Below are 20,802 nucleotides of genomic sequence, written 5' to 3' on the forward strand. Positions count from 1 at the left end.
ATCGACATTCAGCCTACTGAATGATTACTGATGCAAAGGAAGACGCATATGCATTGTTGTCCCTTTTCCCTCTTCACTTGTGACATGGATATCACCCTTGTGATCCTCAATTATCTTTTTACAGATGTATAGACCAAGACCCGTACCCCCATATCGTCTCCTCACAGACGAATCAACCTGATAGAAGCGTTCGAAAAGTTTAGGGATCTTGTCTGCAGGAATACCGATGCCAGTATCCTGCACAGTCACATACATGGAATCCTCTGTGGCGTGTGCAGAAATAGTGACCTTTCCATCTTGCGGTGTGAATTTTATAGCATTGTCTATCAGATTGACAAAGACATCCATCATCTTATCACGGTCAGCAGTTACAGTGGGAAGATCTGTGGGAATATCCCTCACAAGTTTGATACCCTTCCCATCTGCCTGAAGTGCAAGGTCCTGAATCGAATTATCAATAACATCTGCAAGATTTATGTTCTCAAATGAATAATTCAGCTTTCCAGACTGTGCCCTGCTGAGATATAACAAGGAATCCACAAGTCGGCGTAGACGTTCTGAATTCCTTATAACGGTATCCTCCGCCTTTTTCTGCTGCTCGTTAACAGAACCCAGAGTCTCATCCGCTATCAACTGGCTGTATCCCTGTATCGAGGTAAGAGGTGTCTTAAACTCATGGCTTACATTGGAAAGGAAATCATCCTTCATCCTGTCAAGTGATTTCAATTCCTCGTTGGCCAAGGAAAGTTCGGCATTTGCCATTGATAGCTCGGCATTGACCCTGGATAGCTCATCAGCATATTCCCGCAGCGTATCCTCAGCTTTTTTACGTTGTATAAGTCTCCACATGCCTTCCATGAACAATGTCAGTTGCCTTAGATCAGATTTATTATACTCTTCTTCTTTATTTCCAACACCTGCCGCACCAACTATTTTCTTGCCATCAAATATTGGGATATTCATGTAGCGTTTCAAAGGAATATGACCTTCCGGATAACCATGCTTCATTGGATTGGGAGCATCAAAATCATTGATTATGATAGCTTTTTTCTGCCTAATGGATTCACCCCACAAGCCGGTGCTATCGAGAGGATATTCAAGCTTCATTCCCTTTACCTTGCATTCCTTCATTATATTCTGTGACCAGGAATACACAGTAAGAACTGTACCTTCCTCATTTAGGAAAGCAAGATAACCTATCTTACTCTGAGTAAGCCTGACAGCTTCTTCCTGCACAAAATCAGCAATCTCCTTAAGAGAAGTGTCAGTCAGCTGGTTGATCTTCAAAAGTGCTTCAAGTCTTGATTCATCAAGACGCAAAGCCTCTTCCGCTTTTTTACGTACCGATATATCCCCAAAAATACCAATACCACCAAGGAAAGTACCATCTTCTGCAACATTTGGACTGTAATCAGCCTTGAGGTAGACATCCTTTCCGCTGATAACCGTATGATATTTACCTTCAAAATGTCCTGTTTTCCTGGAAAGAACATCTTCAATCGCCTGTTTCATCATCGTATCCTTTATCCTTCGGACCATGTTAAAACCGATGATGTCTTCTTTTTTCTCCAGGCCTATTATCTGCAGGAATTTCTCGTTGCAATGAGTAACAATGCCTTCAGCATTAAAATGGAATATTCCAAGGGGAGAATTCTCAAAGATAAGACGGTATTTCTTCTCAGCTTCAAAGAAGGCTTCTTCTGTCTTTTTGCGTTCCGAGATATCCTCAAATACCCCTATACCACAATGTAAAGTTCCATCAGCTGAGATATTAGGACTAAAATATGCCTTAATGATGATTGTAACATCACTCAAAACTGTATGGTATTTACCTTCAAAATAACCCTGCTTTCCTGAGAGGACTTGATCTACCGCCTCTTTCATTCTTATGTCTACGATGGAATCTATAATGTTGAAGCCAATAACATCCTCTTTCCTTCTGAGATGCATTATTTCCAGGAACTTCTCATTGCAGTGAGTGATGATGCCTTTTTCATTGAAGTGGAAAAGGCCCAGGGGAGAGTTCTCAAAGATAAGGCGGTATTTCATCTCAGACTCAAGGGCGGCCTCTTCGGCCTTTTTCCTTTCGGTTATGTCAATTATAATACCTTGATAATATGCAGGATTTCCTTTTTCATCCCTGATAAGATACGACCTCTCAGTGACCCATCTGACTTCACCTGATTTCGTTATCAAACGGTACTCTTTTGAAAAGAACATCTTACCCTGAACTTCAAGCTGAGAAACATCTGTTCGGACATAATTCAGATCATCCGGATGAATGATGTCACCATATTTTATTTCACCAGATATCAGATCATCAGCACTGTAACCGAACTGAGAAATATTCTCGGAAACAAAAACTACTGGCCAATCATCTTCAGAAATCCAGAGGAAAGCAACAACCGGACTTTTTCGGTAAATATCCTCCAGCTTTTGGATCGATTTGAACTTATCTTGCATGGTCTTATGGTCGATCTTTTGTTCCACAAGCTTACCAATGGTCCCGAGCATACCGCCATAATTGCCTTCATCATCTGTCAGAGGAAGCAGAAAACCGCTGTGATATATGAACTGGCCGTCGGGTTTGATGAAAGGGAAAATATCATAACTTCTTGATTCAAGACTCTCCTTTACCATCTGAAAAACATCAATAAAAGCTAATTCGCCCTCGCCGGCGTGGTGAGGTATGAAACTGACAAGCTTTTTCCCGAACACGTCACCTTTTGACAGACCAGAAATGGATTCCATGCCTTTGTTAAAGTAAACGATATTGTCATGCTTATCCACAGCCCAGACGCCGGTCCATACATTCTCAAGCATATCATCGGGAAAATGGGTCTCTTTTTGAATGGTTTTACAGGAGGAGGAACTTTGGAGCAGTGTCCACCTGTCGTTCTGCTTAATGATAGTCCCATCGTGCATGCCGATAATCTCAAGTATCTCAGACCTTGTGCGAGCTTCTAGCAAAAAAGCGAACAACCCGACTATACCCTTCATTTTGATGAGTTCTGTGGCTTTTTTTTCGTATTCAACGAACTGTTGCCAGGCATCTTCTCCGACAATGGTGAACTTATCGACGATCCTCAGACCTGCATAACCTTCAGCTATTGCAATACTATGCATTTCTTCCCATTTTTTAAGGTCCATTTCAGAGACAGCATCCTCTCCGGCAATATAACACTCATTGCAGGATGCAAGCATAAGCTGCCCGCTTTCAAGATACGTATCTACATCCAGACCAGCTTCTTTTAGCAAGGTCTTCGCATCATTAGTATCAAGCTGTCCTGAAACTCCCCAGATGCAACACTCGTTGTTCCTGAAACCCGCATCAAAGAAAGAGGCTACTATATCGACAAACTCTTCAGTGCTCTTGTAGAGCAGGGAAAAATAACTCCCTTGTGTCATGTCCCCTATAAAATCAATGTCCGATTTGATTGTCTGGATGCTGATATTATAACCCCGTATATGTGATAATTACGAGCGAGTAACAATCCTACTAACGATCCTACTCAATAGATACTCAATAGATACTCAATAGATACTCAATAGATACTCAATAGATACTCAATAGATACTCAATAGATACTCAATAGATACTCAATAGATACTCAATAGATACTCAATAGATACTTAATAATAAGAGTATTAAACTCTTATACTTAATTAATTACTTTGATAGCGGCTAACCCGTATAGTATATCCGGTATATTTTTCCAGAATTGTCATCGCTTACAAAAAGTGAGCCATCATCCGCAACAATCACATCAACTGGCCTGCCGCTGATCGTCGCATCCCTGAGCCATCCAGTTGCGAAATCATTAACAGTACGGGTATCCATATCAATGTTGACTATTTTGTAACCAGTAGGCTCTTGCCGGTTCCATGATCCGTGGAAACATACAAACATGTCCCACTGATATTCTTCAGGAAACATACCACCATCATAGAAAGTAAGCCCAAGTGGTGCCGAATGTGCCTGAAGATTTACAAAACTCGGTATCCTGCCTGTATCGTTACATGGATTGCCAGTGTATTCATTATTATTGAAATCTGTGTCGTAGATGTTCTGGCCATAGCAATCCGGCCAGCCATAATCCCCGCCTTCTTTTATAAGATTGGTCTCATCAGGCGGCAGGTCATCACCAAGCCAGTCTCTCCCGTTCTCGGTGGCATATAACTGCCCGGTAAGCGGATGGAATGCCAGTCCCACTGAATTGCGAAGCCCTTTTGCAAATACTGTGAGATTGCTTCCATCAAGATCACTCTTTGATATGGCAGCCCTTCTTGCATTGGATTCATAGCAGACATTGCATGAAGAACCCATGCTCAGGTAAAGTTCACCATCGTGGGTCTTCACAGTCCTTGTATAATGACCGCCTGTGGGAAGATTATCTATTATCACTTCCATACTGCCTTCGTCCGCAACAACGTCACCATCATTATCCCTTACCCTTATAACCCTGCTCTCTTCTGCTATGTAGAACCAGCCGTCATAATAGTCGATCCCATGAGGATAATCCAGATCCGAGATAAAGACCTGTACCTCATCCGCCACATTATCCCCATCCAGGTCCGGCAGTGCAGCCACAAGTCCCTTGTTGGGAATTGTGACAAAAAGAAGACCGTCTTTTATCATCATCATACGGGGACCGGGAGACGGGCCACCGAATGAAAGCAGGGTACTTCCAAGATCTGCGGCATAGACATCAATGACAAAACCCGGGGGAAGAATTATATTCTCAACTCCCGGTCCCGTTACAGTAGGTCGTACCCCAAGATAATTCGATGCGAATACCACAAGAAGAATCAGGACTATAAATACGACTAATATCCACCACACTCTCAGACCTATCGATAATCTTGACATGTGCAACCCCTGCTAATTGTTGGAGGGGGAAGGATAAAAGGGTTTGGTGATTAAGATTTAGCATTCATCGATGAACCCTTTTTAGAGAGGACATACATAAGGCATTGGTAAACATGTGTAGTCCTATATTAAGAGGGACTATATTTCAGTATGAACTGTCCCAGGTGTAAGAGTTCCAACCACAAAAAGAATGGTAAAATAAGTGAACTGCAACGTTACAAATGCCATGATTGCGGATAGAACTAGACAGTGTAGGTAAAATCAACTGCTAGTTCCACTTTTGTTAAAAGACGAGCTTTGCAACTCTATCTCGAAGGATTAGGATTTCGCTCAATTGGAAGATTTTTGAGAGTATGTCATGTTTCTGTTCAAAATTGGATTAAGGGATCTGGCCACGAGGTAGAGGCCCTAAAAAGCGAAAGTGAGATAGATATTGTTGAATTAGATGAGATGCACACTTATATGGGTAACAAAAATAATATTGCTGGATATGGATTGCTGTTGATAGAGTTGGGAACAAATTCATCGACTGCTCTTTTAGTAGAAAAGGGACAGAAACTGGACAACAACTCTGGGAAAATTAAAGGAGAAGGAGATTAAAGAATTCATGGTCGGTCACTGGAGGGATATACAGAGTTTCTTCCAGAGGCTATTCGTACTCAATCTAAAGCTGAAACATATACATTAGAAGGATACAATAACATAGTTAAGCATTTCTGGCAAGATGGAGAAGAAAGTCAAAGTGTTACACGAAAAGTATTGAAATGCTGAAGTACCCTGGCCTTATTTTGATGAAATACAGAAATAAAGAGTTAGCCATATTTAATTAACAATATCTCTTCATGAACTCAAAACGCCTTTGACAGCAGTAATCTGATTTTCGGATGTTTTGATGGAACAGGATTCAGAAGATCTGAGCAAATCACAAAGTACCTACATCAAATATATCCATAATAGCAGAAAAAATCTTCTGGAACTGGTAAACAAGATACTTGATTTCTCAAAGTATTATAGAGGACCTGGATATAATTACCCTCAAAATGCTTTTATTGAATACACTAATCACTGAAAATCACTGAAATTATGAAGTTGATGACTCAGAGGGCTTCAAACAAGGAACATTAACATGTCTTTTAAAAGAACAGAATCCATTGAAAAATTCTATGCAGATGAAGACAAAATTAACCCCGATTATACATAATCTTCTGGATAATGCTGTAAAGTTCACCAACAAGGCGATTCAATAACAATTGAAACATCAACCCATAACCAAATGCTTCAAATCTCTGTAATTGACACTGGAATTGAGAAACAGAATCTCACTAATATATTCAAACCATTTCACAGATAGATAGTTTTATTGCCTGGAAGCACAGAGGTACGGGAATAGACCCGGCACTGACAAAATAATTTGTAACTCTGCGTGGTGGCAACATATGTGTCGATAGTGAACCTGGAAAAGGTAGCACTTTTACTTTAGAGGTCACGATAAATCCTATCGGAAATTGATAAATTACATTTCATCATCATGCAATTTAAATCGATATCATATGGCACCTTGATGAGTCTTATATTTAGATTATTTTCACCCCGCTTACAACACGATTATTAAGCAGACTGACAATATACATTTCTCTTAATCAAAGGACGGGATAATAATGGATGATAAAAAACAGATCTATTTAGCTGGGCCGCTTTTTTCACAGGCAGAGAGGGATTTTAACGTACTTCTCAGAGACATGCTGGCGGAAATGGGTTTCTCTGTGTTCCTTCCTCAGGAGGACGGGAACGATACTGAATCAAGCCGGCTTGAGGACAGGCAAAGAATAATCTTTGAGAACGATATCCGGGGACTCGATGAATCTGACATTGTACTGGCAGTACTGGATGGTGGCAGCGATGTGGACTCGGGAACTGCTTGGGAAATGGGATACGCCTATGCGAAAGGGATGCCTGTCATTGGACTGAAAACGGATTTCAGGACATTCGGGGATGAAGGTATTGTCAATCTCATGATGGAGATGTCGGTAGATGCACTTGAGAGAAACATTGAAGGTATTCTCAAACTACTTGAAAACTATCTTTAAATTGAGAAGAAACAGGGAATTAGAAAAGGCAAAAGGCATTGAAGGGATTACTTCCCGGAACATGCCTTATCGTTGAAATCCTTTTCAACGACTTCCCCATTTGGTTCTTTTTCAGAGAATATCTGCCCTTCAAAAAAGTATACTTCTGCACCTGTCACCCAGGCATCGTGGGGCAGACCTGCCTTCATGCATGTGTGATTGAGAAACTCTATTTCATCTAAATCATTTTCAGGTGCCACCTGTGGTAAAAGCAGGCCCTGCCTGTAACCACTCTTGACTATGAGTCCGTGCCTTCCTATCTTTATCAATGATGGGAGATCTTTTGGCGGAACATCGACCAGTTCTGGTTTGGTAAGAATGGTCACCTCTACTTTTATACAACTCATCTCATCAACACGCACGGGAGGGAATCTGGGATCCCGCAGGGCGGCGGAGAGAGCAGAATCAGTGATTGAGTACCTGAGCCGGAAATCGGCATAAGGATGACCGATACAGCCACGCAGGTCTCCGTTTTTTGTAAGTGTAACAAAGACACCTCTTACCTCATCAAATATCCCGGGAAGCTGGATCTCTGAACCATCCATCATCTCCCCGGTCCTAAGATAAGTTTCAATAGCATCTCTGGCAAGCTGAACAGCTGACTGACCTTCGGCACCTGAAAGCAATTTTACTCCTTCACTCATGAACAACGCTCCTGTTATCCTTACAGGAATTTAGTATCTCATCTGTTAAGATTGTATCGTGTGGCTGCAGCCCTCAGGGCTTCGATTCCCGGCAGAACTTCGCCTGCAAGATAATCGATACATGCGCCACCACCTGTGCTTAAATGTGAGAATTTGTCTTCATAACCAAGGTTTCGGACCTCCGCAGAGATATGTCCACCACCTGCGATCGAGTACTCGGAATTGACAGCTGCCTTGATTATCTCATGTGTACCAAGTGCAAACGGTTCCATCTCAGAAAGACCTGCCGGACCATTCAGGACAACAGTCTTTGCATTCTTGATCTCTTCGGAAAAAGTAACAATAGTCTCAAGACCAATATCGTTTATTGGCAGGTTTCCATCCGGCAGTTCACTCACGTGAACTTCAACCCTTTTCCCGCCATCATTAAAAGCAACATCCTGAGGAAGACCAATTTTCCCTTCAAACTTCTCAAGAACCTGTTTTCCCTTTTCTATCTGGTTCGTATAACCCTGTGACTCGATAAAATCAAGATTCACTTCTCCAATATCTACGCCTGCCGCTGCAAGCATGACATTTGCAACAACACCAGTAACAAGCACTCGGTCAGCACCGCCATTGGTCAGGACGTTTTCCGCAACTTTGAGGGAGTCATCAACCTTTACACCTCCAAGAACAAAGATGCAAGGCCTTGCACCGCCTTTGATGCCCCTATCAAGTGAACTGATTTCTTTCTCCATGACCCTTCCGGCACCTGTTGGCAGGATCTCAGTAAAACCCATTATAGAAAGGTGGCTTCTGTGGGAAACCGCAAATGCATCATTGAGAAAAATATCAATAAGCGGAAAAAGTTTGCGTATCATGTGAGTGGTTGCGTGGTCCTTGGCAGGTCGTTCTATACTTTCTTCAGAATAGAACCTCACATTCTCAAGTAATATTACGTCACCTTTCTCCATAGAGGAAATAGCAGATCTTGCATATGTACCAAAGATATCATCGACATATTTCACTTCTTTTCCAAGATACTGGGACATGCGCTGGGAATGAGGAAACATGGTCGTAAAATCCTTTTTACCTGCCCTGCTCTGGTGAGCGACCAGTACAACCTTTGCATCTTCAAGATCCATTATAGTAGGTATATGGCTCTTTATCCTCATGTCATCGAGAATATTGCCTTCAGTATCCATAGGAGTGTTAAGATCCACCCTCACAAGTACGGTTTTACCGTCCACGTCAAAATCATCAATCGTAAGATAGTCCCTGGTAGTCAAAATTCCATCACCGCTTCTTTTAACCTGAATGACCATTGATCAATATAGAATTATTAGTAAGAGTATAAAAGGCAATTGTAATTTAATTTTTTTGTCTAAACGAACTAATCTTATTATACCTTTTCCGTGAACTACCTCACCAAAAACTAATATCTATTGGTCCCTATTTCACAAGGGTGATCATATGAAAATACTTGGAATATCAGGAAGCCCTAAAGCCGGCGGGAACAATGACATGTTAATAGGGAAAGTAATGGATATCGCAAATGAGAGAGGTTTTGAAACTGATACTGTATTCATATCCTCATCCAAAATCGCGCCATGCATTGCATGCGGGGTTTGTGCAACAGGAAAGAGATGCCCTATAGATGACGATATGCAACCAGTGTATGATAAACTGGTAGATGCTGATGCAATTGTAGTTTCATCACCTGTTTATTTCGGAACCATGACAGCCCAGCTAAAAGCTCTTTGTGACAGGAGTGTCGTACATAGAAGGCATGGCTTCAAACTTAGCAACAAGGTGGGCGCTGCCATGGCTATTGGCGGGTCAAGGAACGGAGGGCAGGAGAAAACTATCCAGTCAATACATGAATGGATGCACATACACGGAATGATAGTGATCGGAGATGGCGGGCACTTTGGAGGGATACTCAAAAAACCGGCTGCTGAAGATGAAGAAGGCATGAAGACCGCAGTTGATACCATAAACAAGGTTTGTGATGTCCTTGAACTAATGAAGAGATAAATTACTATTTTTCAGCCTTCTTTTAGGGTTTTAAAGCCCTTTCTTTTTTCTACCCTATGATAAACCATATAAACAAATTGGTACAATTCTGTTTAAGAGACATTTTTCCTTTATGTGGGTGCTATTATGGGAGAAAAAGCAAACCAATCTCAAAAGGACATAACCGGATTCAGACCACCGGAAGATTTTGTCAGGAATGCCATCGTCAACGACCCTGATATATACAGGAGAGCCGAAGAAGACCCGGAAAGCTTCTGGGAAGAGAACGCTGGTGGAATTGAATGGTACCGAAAATGGGACAGGGTACTGGAATGGGAACCACCTCATTCTAAATGGTTCATCGGGGGTAAACTCAATGCCTGCTACAACTGCCTTGACGTGAACCTTGATCAGCATGCTGACAAGACCGCTATTATATGGGAAGGAGAGAACGGTGACATTCGCAACTATACTTATAAGGAACTGCTTGAAGAGGTTTGCCGTTTTGCAAATGTACTTAAAGGTATGGGAGTCAAAAAAGGCGATATCGTAACCATATATCTTCCCATGATACCTGAAGTTGTCATCTCCATGCTTGCATGTGCACGTATCGGAGCACCGCATAGTGTTGTTTTTGCGGCATTTTCAGGAGATTCGCTTGCCACACGCATAGGAAATGCAAACAGCCGGGTACTAATAACATGTGACGGCTACTCACGCAGGGGAAAAATCATAGAACAAAAGAACAAGGTCGATGATGGCATCCGTTCCTGTGGGCTTATCGATCAGGTCATAGTTGTCAGACATATGGGAAATGAAATTACCATGAAAGATGGAAGAGACATCTGGTGGCATGAAGCTATGGAGAATTCGGACAGTTCATGTGAACCGGAGGTCATGGACTCGGAAGACATGCTCTTTTTGATGTATACCAGCGGCACCACAGGCAAACCAAAGGGAATCGTACACACAACCGGTGGTTACATGGTGACAACCCAAACGACAACGAAGTTCGTTTTCGACCTTAAGAACGAGGACATATACTGGTGTACTGCAGACTGTGGATGGATCACCGGACATTCCTACCTGGTCTACGGACCACTGTCCAATGGAACCACCCTCGTAATATATGAAGGTGCTCCGGATTATCCTGATAAGGACAGATACTGGGACATAATCGAAAGACATAAGGTAACGATACTTTACACTGCACCTACGGCTATCAGAACATTTATGAAATGGGGAGCATCCTGGCCTCAAATGCATGACATATCCACCCTCAGACTCATCGGTTCTGTGGGAGAACCTATCAATCCGGGTGCATGGTTGTGGTATCATGAAAACATTGGGATGGGCAGGTGTCCAGTTGTTGACACCTGGTGGCAAACCGAGACCGGAATGATAATGATCTCACCACTACCTGGGATAACAACAACAAAACCAGGAAGTGCCACACTACCAATCCCTGGTATAAAAGCTGCTGTTCTGGATGATAAAGGTAATGAAGTAGCCCCAGGCCAGGATGGCTATCTGGCAATCCTGGATCCATGGCCAAGTATGGTCCGTACAGTATTCGGAAATGAGGAACGCTTCATAGAGACCTACTGGATCAAGTGGGACAACAAGACCTACTTCGCTGGTGACGGGGCCAAAAAGGATGAAGATGGATATTTCTGGATAATAGGACGTGTTGATGATGTTATCAAGGTTTCAGGACATCGCATCGGAAGTGCCGAATTTGAAAGTATCCTTGTATCGCATCCTTCGGTTGCAGAAGCTGGTGTTGTTGGTAAAGAAGATGAGCTCAGAGGCGAAGTTATATACTCTTATGTAACCCTCAAATCAGGCATTGAGGAAAGCAATGAGCTTAAAAAAGAACTCACTGCCTATGCTGAGAAGAACATAGGTCCTTTTGCACGTCCCAGACAGATAATATTCTCAGATGACCTGCCAAAAACAAGAAGTGGCAAGATCATGAGAAGAGTGCTCAAAGCTATTGCCAATGAAAAGGACCCAGGGGATGTAAGCACACTGCAGGACCCTGCTGTTGTGGAAATGCTAAAAGAGAAAACCAGGATGCTGGAATCGGCATGAAAGGAGATTTTGAAGATCTCCTTGTAACTTTTCATTTTAACTTTTCAGCTTAACACCGATATTTTCAGCAATTGAGGGAATATCAAGATGATTTTTTATAAGTTCGATAACCCTGTCCAACTTGACCTGCTGTTTAATATTTGCATGCCCAATCAGGTGTTCCATTCTCTCAATGGTATTCATAGTATCACCACGTACAAGGATTACAGGTATCTCTGCTTCCTCGGCACTTGCAAGGACAGCACCACTTGGACGCATGTTACCTGTGAGTATGAGACATTTGACCCTTGAGTCGATGGCAGCCATCTGTATGTCTGCCCTGTCACCACCGGTAATTACAGCACTGTTGGGCTGACGCCTGAAGTACTTTATCGCAGAACCGACTTCCATCGCACCCACCAGATAGTGTTCCACAAGTTGGTCAAGTTTGTCCGGTGACACCAGAACCTCTGCACGAAGGTCCTCAACGATCTCAGAAATAAAGACAGAACGCAGGGTATCATCTTCAGGGATGATGCCAAAGACCTTTATACCCTTTTTTTCAAGGAAAGGAACCACAAGTTCGGACACTCTATCCATCATACTGATCGGAACTTCATTGAGTATGAGGCCTGTGAGCATATCGTTGTTTCCGATGATACGTATGTCACACAATATTCGGTCGACTGCAGAAATGGAATCAAAGCGTGTCACCAGAAGTATTTTAGTTCCAAGTTTGGAGGTTATTTCGGGATCAGAAAGACCATACATGGAACCTCCGCCAATGCCCCCTGTACCTTCTATAAAGACAATGTCCTTATCCTTTGATATTATCGAATAAGCCTCAGTAAGCCGCTCATCAAGGTCCTTTTCCACACCTTTGAGAGCATCATCTATGAGGCTGTCTGTGAGATGAATAGGAGTTATGTACTTGGCCGGATCATCTATTCCAAGCAGTTTCCTGATACCTTCGGAATCCTCATCCGTGAGAGAGCCGTGGACATCGATAAGGAGGTTCCCCACGGGTTTCATGTAACCTACTTTCAGACCGCTGGCCTGGAATATTTTCCCCAGACCCATACATATAGAACTCTTACCTGAGAACTCTTCTGATGAACTGATCAATATTGAAGCCATATTATCATTTCCTTATAAGTAAACTCATTTAACTTTTCAGGGTGAACCTGATATCCATTGCAACACATCCCTGACCTTCGGGCATGACCATTAAAGGATTAATTTCAAACTCCAGCATCTCCGGAAAATCCGTGACCAGTTGTGAGACTTTAAGCAAGGTCTGGATTATCGAATCAATATCTGATGCAACCTCACCCCTAACCCCGGCTATCAGGGGATACGTCTTAATAGATGATACCATGTGCTTTGCCTCTGCCGTACTTATAGGAGCAACTGCAAACGAAACATCCTTCAGGAATTCGACATATGTTCCGCCAAGGCCAAACATTAACAGAGGACCAAACTGTGGATCCCTGTCCATACCTATGATCACCTCTTTGCCTCCGCTTATCATCTTCTGGAGCTGTACACCCGTAATCACAGCATCGGGCATGTAATGCCTCACATCAGACATCATTGAATTATATGAACGCTCTACATCATCCGCATGTTTAAGGTTCAGGCGGATACCCCCAACGTCGGTTTTATGTGAAATATCAGGAGACAGTATTTTCATGACAACCGGATAGCCCATATCATCTGCTGCATTTATTGCCTCCGGGAGAGTTTTTGCAATTCTCGAGTCCACAACCGGAATATCATAGGCTTTCAGTATATCCATTGACTCAAGACCGTGTGTCCTTCTCTTTTCTAATGAAGCATTGTCTATGAACAAGCGGGCAGAACCGATGTTGTGACTTAACATATCCGGTAGCTCTTGCTCTCGGTTCTTTATAGTATGATAATTACATAGGGCATTCATACTTGCAACTGCCCTTTCGGAAGATGAGTAATTGGGAATGCCATATCTGTTGAGAACTTCCTCACCTGCGGCTATCCTGCTGCCACCTGCAAAGTTACAAAGTATGGGTTTTTTCGACTGTTTTATCTTCTCTGCCACCTTTTCGGCGATACCCGGGACATCTGTCATTGCCTGTGGTGATACAAGAACAATGACACCATTGACATTGAGATCTTCCAGAACGACATCCAGAGCATGTTCATACAGGTCTGCACCTGCATCTCCGAGGACATCCACCGGATCATAGAAGTTAGCTGCAGCTGGCAGTTTTTCCCTTAAACGTGCAACTGTGGTCTCTTCAAAGGAAGCTATCGAGAGACCTGCATTGTAACATGCATCAGCAGTGAGGATACCCAACCCGCCAGCATTGGTAATTATAGCAATATTCCTGCCCATCGGCAATGGACACACGGAAAAGGCACGGCTGTAATCAAGCATCTCTTCCAGCGAATCTGCGCGTATGACACCACCCTGCTTAAAGGCGGCATTATAGGCAGCATCAGAACCTGCCAGCGTACCGGTATGTGAAGACACCGCCCTGGAACCAACAGAAGTTCTTCCTGACTTGACAATTATAATGGGTTTTATGCGGGACACACGCTGTGCAATTTTTATGAATTCCGATCCATTCTTGACACCCTCAAGATAAGCTACGATAACTGCTGTTGAAGGATCATTTTCGAACAACTGCAAAAAATCGTTCTCTGCAAGTACTGCCTTGTTGCCCAGACTTATGAACTTTGAAAAACCGACACCTATCCTTTCCGCCCAGTCAAGGGTGACAGTACATATCGCACCGGACTGGGACATCATTGCAATGTTTCCTTCATAAGCCATGTTGGCTGCAAAAGAAGCGTTCAGACCGGAAGCAGTGTCAATAATGCCCAGGCAGTTTGGACCTATCAGATTTATGCCATACTTCTCACAGACGGAAATGCATTCACGCTCAAGGCGTGCACCTTCAATGCCAGCCTCTTTAAAACCTGCAGATATTACAATTACATTCCCAACACCTGCCCTGCCACATTCATTAATTGCGTTAGGCACCATCTTTGCCGGAACCACTATTACTGCAAGATCAGCTTTGGATTCCTCCGGCACATCCATAATATTAGGATAACATGGAAGTCCTAGTATCTCATCAACATTGGGATTTATAGGTATGATCTTAAGTTTGGGGTTCTGCATCAGGTTTTCAAGTACAGCCCTTCCCACCTTGCCTTTTGTTCTGGAAGCACCGATCACAGCTACAGAATCCGGATTGAACATTTTTTCCAGCATGATTTCTCCCTGAGATTTTTTCCCTTTTTATTAATACTGTCCAATAATAGATATAATTAAGGGAAATAGAAAAACAGGAAATGGTGAAAATTCACTGTTGAATTTAGTATTTCTGCCTTTCCTTTATCTCAGCAACTTTCTTTTCATAGATTGACCTGTAATCAGCTGTTTTGACCTCTTGCCATTTTTCAGAGAGAACTGCATAATCCTTATGTATTGAGTCTGAGCTAAACTTATATTTTACCCACTCCGCTGCATTTTTAATACCGACTAAAAACACATTTGTGATATTATAATATCTGGAAAGTACTACAGATTCATGTCTTGATCTGTAACCCAGCACAGAACCAATTGCAAGAATCCCGATAATACCTATAAAGAAGATAGTGGCATTGAACGGTTCTGCCGGAGAGGGCTGCAAAGCTGCATTCCGTGCAAATGCATCGGGATCAGTGTTTATCGAATTCAATGTTGATTCACTGTCAGAACTGAATTTTAAACGTTCAGCTGCAGTGCTCGTAGATACTTCTGTGCTCACGGCAACCGGGGTACTACCTGTGCTTACGATTGCAAACGGAGAGAATCCTGGCGTCTGAGCCTTGTAGTAATAATAATTGACATCTGATCCTATCCGTGAAGTTTGCAGCTCTTTCCAGGAACCATCCGAATATCTGTATAGCTTTGTGGACAAAGGATCTGCATTATTTTCAGTAAGCCATTTTTTCTTGACCTTAAAACTAATCTCTGCCGATGATATATAGCCACCTGAATTGAATTTGGTATCACCTACCCATATATTGATATGCCGGTAAACATTTTCAGGAGGATTGCTGCTGACAAGAGTTGAACGGTCCTTCAGGATCTCAATTATTGCTTTTACCTGAGCTGCTGCCTTTAGTGGAGAGAACTTCACGTACTCAATGTCATTATCCGCATTGGGAAACTCGAACACAATATCCTTTCCCATTGTCACATATTTAATAGAGTAATCCTTGAAGGCAACATTATTGTAATCTTCAGCTCCGCTTGAAGCACCACCACCCGATCCACTACTACTGTCGGATGTTGGGAAACCGCTTAGATCGGTATTTGGACTCATGTCTACATTATATACCCTTATAGAAACTGCCTCTGATACATTCAATTCCCCATCGCTTACCCGGAATTCTATAGAATATGTACCTGACTGAGTGTAATCCGGTTTCCATGTGAACTGTCTTGTAGAAGGATCAAAAGAGGCACCTTTTGGCACTCCAAGGGCAGAGTAGGCCAGTGAGTCATTATCGCCGTCCGTTGCATTTACAAAGAACTGCAGAGTCTCATTCTCATACAGAGAATAGGAACCTATTGCTTCAATCTCGGGAGGCATATTGGTCTGGGCTACCTTCACATGAACCGTAGTGGTGTCTGTGAGGGAGCCATCGGTAACATTGAACTCAATATAATAGTCACCACTGTCATAATAACCCGGAGTCCAGGTGAATACATTACCTGTGACCTTTCCAGAACCGAATGTGGTCGAGAAAGAAACCCAGTCGCCATCCTGATCTGCTGCACTTAGATTTATTCTCAATGTCTCTGTCTCATTTACAGCATGTATGGGAATACTATCGAATACCGGTGCACGATTTACATTTTCCACATTAATGATAACAGTATCTATTGCGGTGTATATCTTATCAGAGACCCTGAACTCGACCGTATATGTACCTGACTGATCATATGTGGGAGTCCAAGTGAAAATACCAGTGGTACTTTCAAGATGTGATCCCAGTGGAAGTCCGGACGCATTATACGTCAGTGGTTCATTATCCCGATCAGAAGCATTCACAATGAATGTTATGGCCTCATTTTCCCGTACATGTTGGGTCTTCATAGGCATTATGACCGGTGGGATATTGGTATTACCAACCGCAATGGTAGCAATTTTTGAGTCACTAAGCTCACCATCAGATACCGTGAAGGTGATCCGATGGAAGCCACTGTCGTTTATATCGGGGATCCAGGTGAAAACTTTGTCATCAAGGTTACCGTAGTCAACATCCTTGAAAAATATCAGTTCATCACCATCAATATCTACTGCCTCCAGTTCAATTATTACCGTTTCAAGTTCATTGACAAGTGTATCTGAAATGGAGTAAAGCACGGGTGCTGAATTCGAGTTTGTGACATTGATGATCGACGTTTTACTAATCTCAAATTCACCATCATCTACCGTGAAGAGTACCGTGTAGATACCTTCATCCTCATAACCCGGGGTCCATGTAAAGACATCTCCCTGCAATGAACCAAAGGAAACACCCGTTGAGTATGAGAGATAATCACCATCCGGATCAGAAGCGTTCAAACGGAGAAACAGAGCTGTGTTTTCAGCTACATTGATCTGGGCAGGCAGGTCAAACACCGGAGGCCGGTTGACGTCATTCACAGTGACCTTTACATCTTCAGTATCTTCCGCTAATCCGTCCGAAACTATGAATTTTACCTGATAGCTGCCAGTCTGTTCATAAGTAGGAGTCCAGGTAAATACGCCAGCGGATTCGTCTATTTGTGAGCCTTCCGGCAGGTCATACACTGAATAATAGAGTGTGTCATCATCGTCATCGCTTGCGATCATGGTAATTGTGAGAGCTTCATTCTCATCGATGATACGGGAGCCTATTACCATCAGCACCGGAGGACGGTTGACATGCACCACGTTTATACTTATGGTCTCAGAATCTGACAGGCTGCCATCGCTTACTGTTAAGGTAATACTGAAAATGCCGGAATCATCATATCCCGGGGCCCAGGTGAATTCCCGGGTGTTAGCATTAAAACTGGAGCCTGCGGGCATGCCGGTGGCAGAATAACTAAGCTGATCAAGGTCCGGATCACTGGCGCTTACTATGAAGCTCAGAATTGAGCCTTCATCAACGGTTCGATCACCTATCGGATAAATTTCAGGGGCCCTGTTAACAGAGCCAACACTTATAGAGATAGTCTCGGAATCTGTGAGTGAACCATCACTTACTCTAAAGGTGACAATATAGGTGCCGGCATCGTCATAACCGGGTGTCCAGAAGAATTTGCGGGTATTCACATTAAAGTTTGAACCGGCAGGAAGACCGATAGCTGTATATGTCAATTGATCCGAATCTGGATCAGAGGCTGAAACTGTGAAAGACAATTCATTACCCTCATTGACAGCCCTATTACCAATAGATTCCAGTATCGGAGCACGGTTGACGTTATTGACAGTGATAATTATAGTCTCGGAATCAGAGAGCTTACCGTCGCTAACATGGAAATAAACAATATGGACACCTGAGGAATCATAATCTGGCTTCCAACGGAACTGCCTGGTGTTCTGGTTGAAAATAGCACCATCCGGCAAGTTTGAGGCGGAGTAGATAAGCTGGTCTGAATCCGGATCGCTTCCGGAAATTGAAAATAACAATTCTGAATTCTCATTGACCGCCTTATTTCCAATTGTATCCAGTACAGGAGCCCTGTTAACGTTTTTTACTGTGATGACAATGGTCTCGATATCTGAAAGTGAGCCATCGCTAACGGTGAAAGTGACACTGTAGGTCCCGGCCCTGTCATAATCTGGAGTCCAGTCAAATTCCTTGGTATTTCCGTTGAAACTGGCCCCAGAAGGAAGAAATTTGATAGAATAACTAAGCTGGTCTGAATCCGGGTCACTGCCTGATATTGTGAAACGAAGGGTAGATCCTTCATCGACTGCTTTGTTGCCGATATCGTTCAACAGGGGTTGGCGATTGATATTGGCCACAAAAATGGAAATGGTCTCGGAGTCTGAAAGGAAACCATCACTTACACTGACAGTCACACTGTAGATGCCGGAGGCTTCATAGCCGGGAGTCCAGACAAACTCGCGGGCACCGACATCAAAACTTGCGCCTGGTGGCAGATTTGTGGCAGAGTACGTGAGAGTATCAGAATCCGGATCACTACCTGAGATAGTGAAACGAAGTTCAGAACCTTCATCCACTGATTTATCACCAATTGGCTCAAGAACAGGAGCACGGTTAATGTACCCTACATTTATCAAGACTGTCTCAGAATCTGAAAGTGAGCCATCACCAATAGTGAAAATTACATTATAGGTCCCGTAGTCAGCATAATCCGGAGTCCATGTAAATTCACGGGTGTTTGCATTGAACTTTGCACCAACCGGAACACCTGTAGCTGAGTAGGTAAGCAGGTCAGAATCGGGATCATTGCCGGATATCACAAACATGAGTTCTGAACCTGGATCAACTGCTTTGTTGCCGATGGTATTGAGTTCAGGTGGTCGGTTTACATGGACTACACTAATTGAAATGGTCTGTGAATCCGAAAGTGAGCCATCGCTGACGTTAAAAGTAACATTGTAGGTTCCTGAATCCTCATAAGTAGGAATCCAGATAAATTCCCGGGTAACTCCATTGAAACTGGAACCTGAAGGCAGACCTGTGGCATAATAACTGAGGGTTGTCTGATCAGGATCAGTACCAGCTATGGTGAAACGTAATTCATAGCCTTCGTTTACTATTTTATCATCAATCGGGGAAAGAACAGGAGGACGATTCACATTATTGACAACAATGGTTATAAGTTCAGTATCTTTGTATATACCGTCGCTTACTTCAAAAAGGACGTTATAACTACCTGATTGCTCATAAGAAGGCAACCATTGGAAGGTACACGTAACTGGATCGAATGATGCTCCAGGAGGAAGACCTGAAGCATAATAACTAAGAACGTCGCCTGGGTTAGGGTCTGATGCGGTTATGGAGAAGGAAAGGGTTTCAGCCTCATTTACAGATTTCCCGCCAATTTGATCAAGAACCGGGGGGCGATTCGTTTTTCCAACAGCTATCCTTACGCTTTCTATGGATGAAACATGACCATCCGATACTGTGAAATCCACATCATACAGGCCACTCTCATTATAATCAGGGGTCCAGCTAAATACATTATCATCCAGGGTTCCAAATCCTACATTCTTACTGTAATAAAGATCGTCACCATCATCATCTGTTGCATTTAGATGTATGATCAATTCTTCCTTCTCATTTACCAATTTGTCGGGTATTGGTTCTATGATGGGGGGCCTGTTCACATCAGCAACGGTAATTGTAATGGACTCAGAGTCGGTAAGGCCATTAGAAGATGCAATGAAATCGACAACATGAACACCAGAATCATTATAATCAGGAGTCCATGTGAACTCGCCAGTGCTGGCATCAAGGCTAGCTCCGACAGGAAGATCGTTGGCAGAGTAGGTTACGTCATCATCTTCAGGATCAGTTGCTGAGATGGTGAAGCTAAGAAGTTCAGTCTCATCAACTTCCTTGTTACCTATGGGATCAAGTATTGGTGCTCGGTCAACATTGTTAACAGTAATTGTAATGGTCTCAGAATCGATAAGGCCATTAGAAGATGCAATGAAATCGACAACATGAACGCCAGAATCATTATAATCAGGAGTCCATGTGAACTCGCCAGTGCTGGCATCAAGGCTAGCTCCGACAGGAAGATCGTTGGCAGAGTAGGTTACGTCATCATCTTCAGGATCAGTTGCTGAGATGGTGAAGCTAAGAAGCTCAGTCTCATTAACTTCCTTGTTACCTACGGGATCAAGTATTGGTGCTCGGTCAACATTGTTAACAGTAATTGTAATGGTCTCAGAATCGGTAAGGCCATTAGAAGATGCAATGAAATCGACAACATGAACGCCAGAATCATTATAATCAGGAGTCCATGTGAACTCGCCAGTGCTGGCATCAAGGCTAGCTCCGACAGGAAGATCGTTGGCAGAGTAGGTTACGTCATCAATGTCAG

General features: G+C 43.0%; 10 protein-coding genes and 1 pseudogene. 4 read left to right on the top strand and 7 right to left on the bottom strand.

Annotation, left to right across the window (positions count from 1 at the left end; translation table 11 throughout):
• Positions 1-24: 24 nt before the first annotated feature.
• Both BB781_RS12840 and BB781_RS12845 read right to left on the bottom strand, forming a co-directional pair.
• Positions 25-3,408: a PAS domain S-box protein gene (locus BB781_RS12840; protein WP_094228882.1), complete on the bottom strand. Its 3,384-nt coding sequence runs from the start codon at positions 3,406-3,408 to the stop codon at positions 25-27.
• A 277-nt stretch (positions 3,409-3,685) separates the two neighbouring features.
• Positions 3,686-4,870, bottom strand: coding sequence for a PQQ-dependent sugar dehydrogenase (locus tag BB781_RS12845; RefSeq protein ID WP_094228883.1), 1,185 nt, complete (start codon positions 4,868-4,870; stop codon positions 3,686-3,688).
• Between the two features lie 150 nt (positions 4,871-5,020).
• Between BB781_RS12845 and BB781_RS12850 the strand changes: the two are divergent.
• Together BB781_RS12850 and BB781_RS12855 are read left to right on the top strand one after the other, a co-directional pair.
• Positions 5,021-5,700, top strand: a pseudogene (locus BB781_RS12850) (IS1 family transposase).
• Between the two features lie 828 nt (positions 5,701-6,528).
• Positions 6,529-6,957 (top strand): nucleoside 2-deoxyribosyltransferase, encoded by a 429-nt coding sequence (locus BB781_RS12855; protein ID WP_094228884.1) that lies wholly within the window; start codon positions 6,529-6,531, stop codon positions 6,955-6,957.
• Positions 6,958-7,004: 47 nt separating this feature from the next.
• Here BB781_RS12855 and BB781_RS12860 read toward each other — a convergent pair whose 3' ends face one another.
• The gene (locus BB781_RS12860; RefSeq protein WP_394335341.1) at positions 7,005-7,640 is read right to left on the bottom strand and encodes a TIGR00296 family protein; all 636 of its coding nucleotides are present in this window, start codon (positions 7,638-7,640) and stop codon (positions 7,005-7,007) included.
• 38 nt (positions 7,641-7,678) lie between these two features.
• Complete coding sequence (locus BB781_RS12865) at positions 7,679-8,911, bottom strand: phosphoglycerate kinase (RefSeq protein WP_394335342.1); 1,233 nt, start codon at positions 8,909-8,911, stop codon at positions 7,679-7,681.
• Between the two features lie 184 nt (positions 8,912-9,095).
• On the opposite strand from BB781_RS12865, the gene BB781_RS12870 reads away from it, so the two are divergent.
• Complete coding sequence (locus BB781_RS12870) at positions 9,096-9,659, top strand: flavodoxin family protein (RefSeq protein WP_094228886.1); 564 nt, start codon at positions 9,096-9,098, stop codon at positions 9,657-9,659.
• 126 nt (positions 9,660-9,785) lie between these two features.
• The gene (gene acs, locus BB781_RS12875; protein ID WP_094228887.1) at positions 9,786-11,732 is read left to right on the top strand and encodes an acetate--CoA ligase; all 1,947 of its coding nucleotides are present in this window, start codon (positions 9,786-9,788) and stop codon (positions 11,730-11,732) included.
• Between the two features lie 36 nt (positions 11,733-11,768).
• On the opposite strand, the gene BB781_RS12880 is transcribed toward acs, so the two are convergent.
• From BB781_RS12880 to BB781_RS12890, 3 genes are all read right to left on the bottom strand, one after another.
• Complete coding sequence (locus BB781_RS12880; RefSeq protein ID WP_094228888.1) at positions 11,769-12,848, bottom strand: phosphotransacetylase family protein; 1,080 nt, start codon at positions 12,846-12,848, stop codon at positions 11,769-11,771.
• A 28-nt stretch (positions 12,849-12,876) separates the two neighbouring features.
• Entirely contained in the window at positions 12,877-14,970 is a 2,094-nt protein-coding gene (locus BB781_RS12885) for an acetate--CoA ligase family protein (protein ID WP_094228889.1), read from the bottom strand.
• Positions 14,971-15,073: 103 nt separating this feature from the next.
• Positions 15,074-20,802, bottom strand: a 5,729-nt coding sequence (locus BB781_RS12890) for a putative Ig domain-containing protein (RefSeq protein ID WP_129582714.1), incomplete at its 5' end; no start/stop codon positions are given.

It is taken from the genome of Methanolobus psychrotolerans (genome assembly GCF_002243045.1).
Classification (GTDB): domain Archaea; phylum Halobacteriota; class Methanosarcinia; order Methanosarcinales; family Methanosarcinaceae; genus Methanolobus; species Methanolobus psychrotolerans.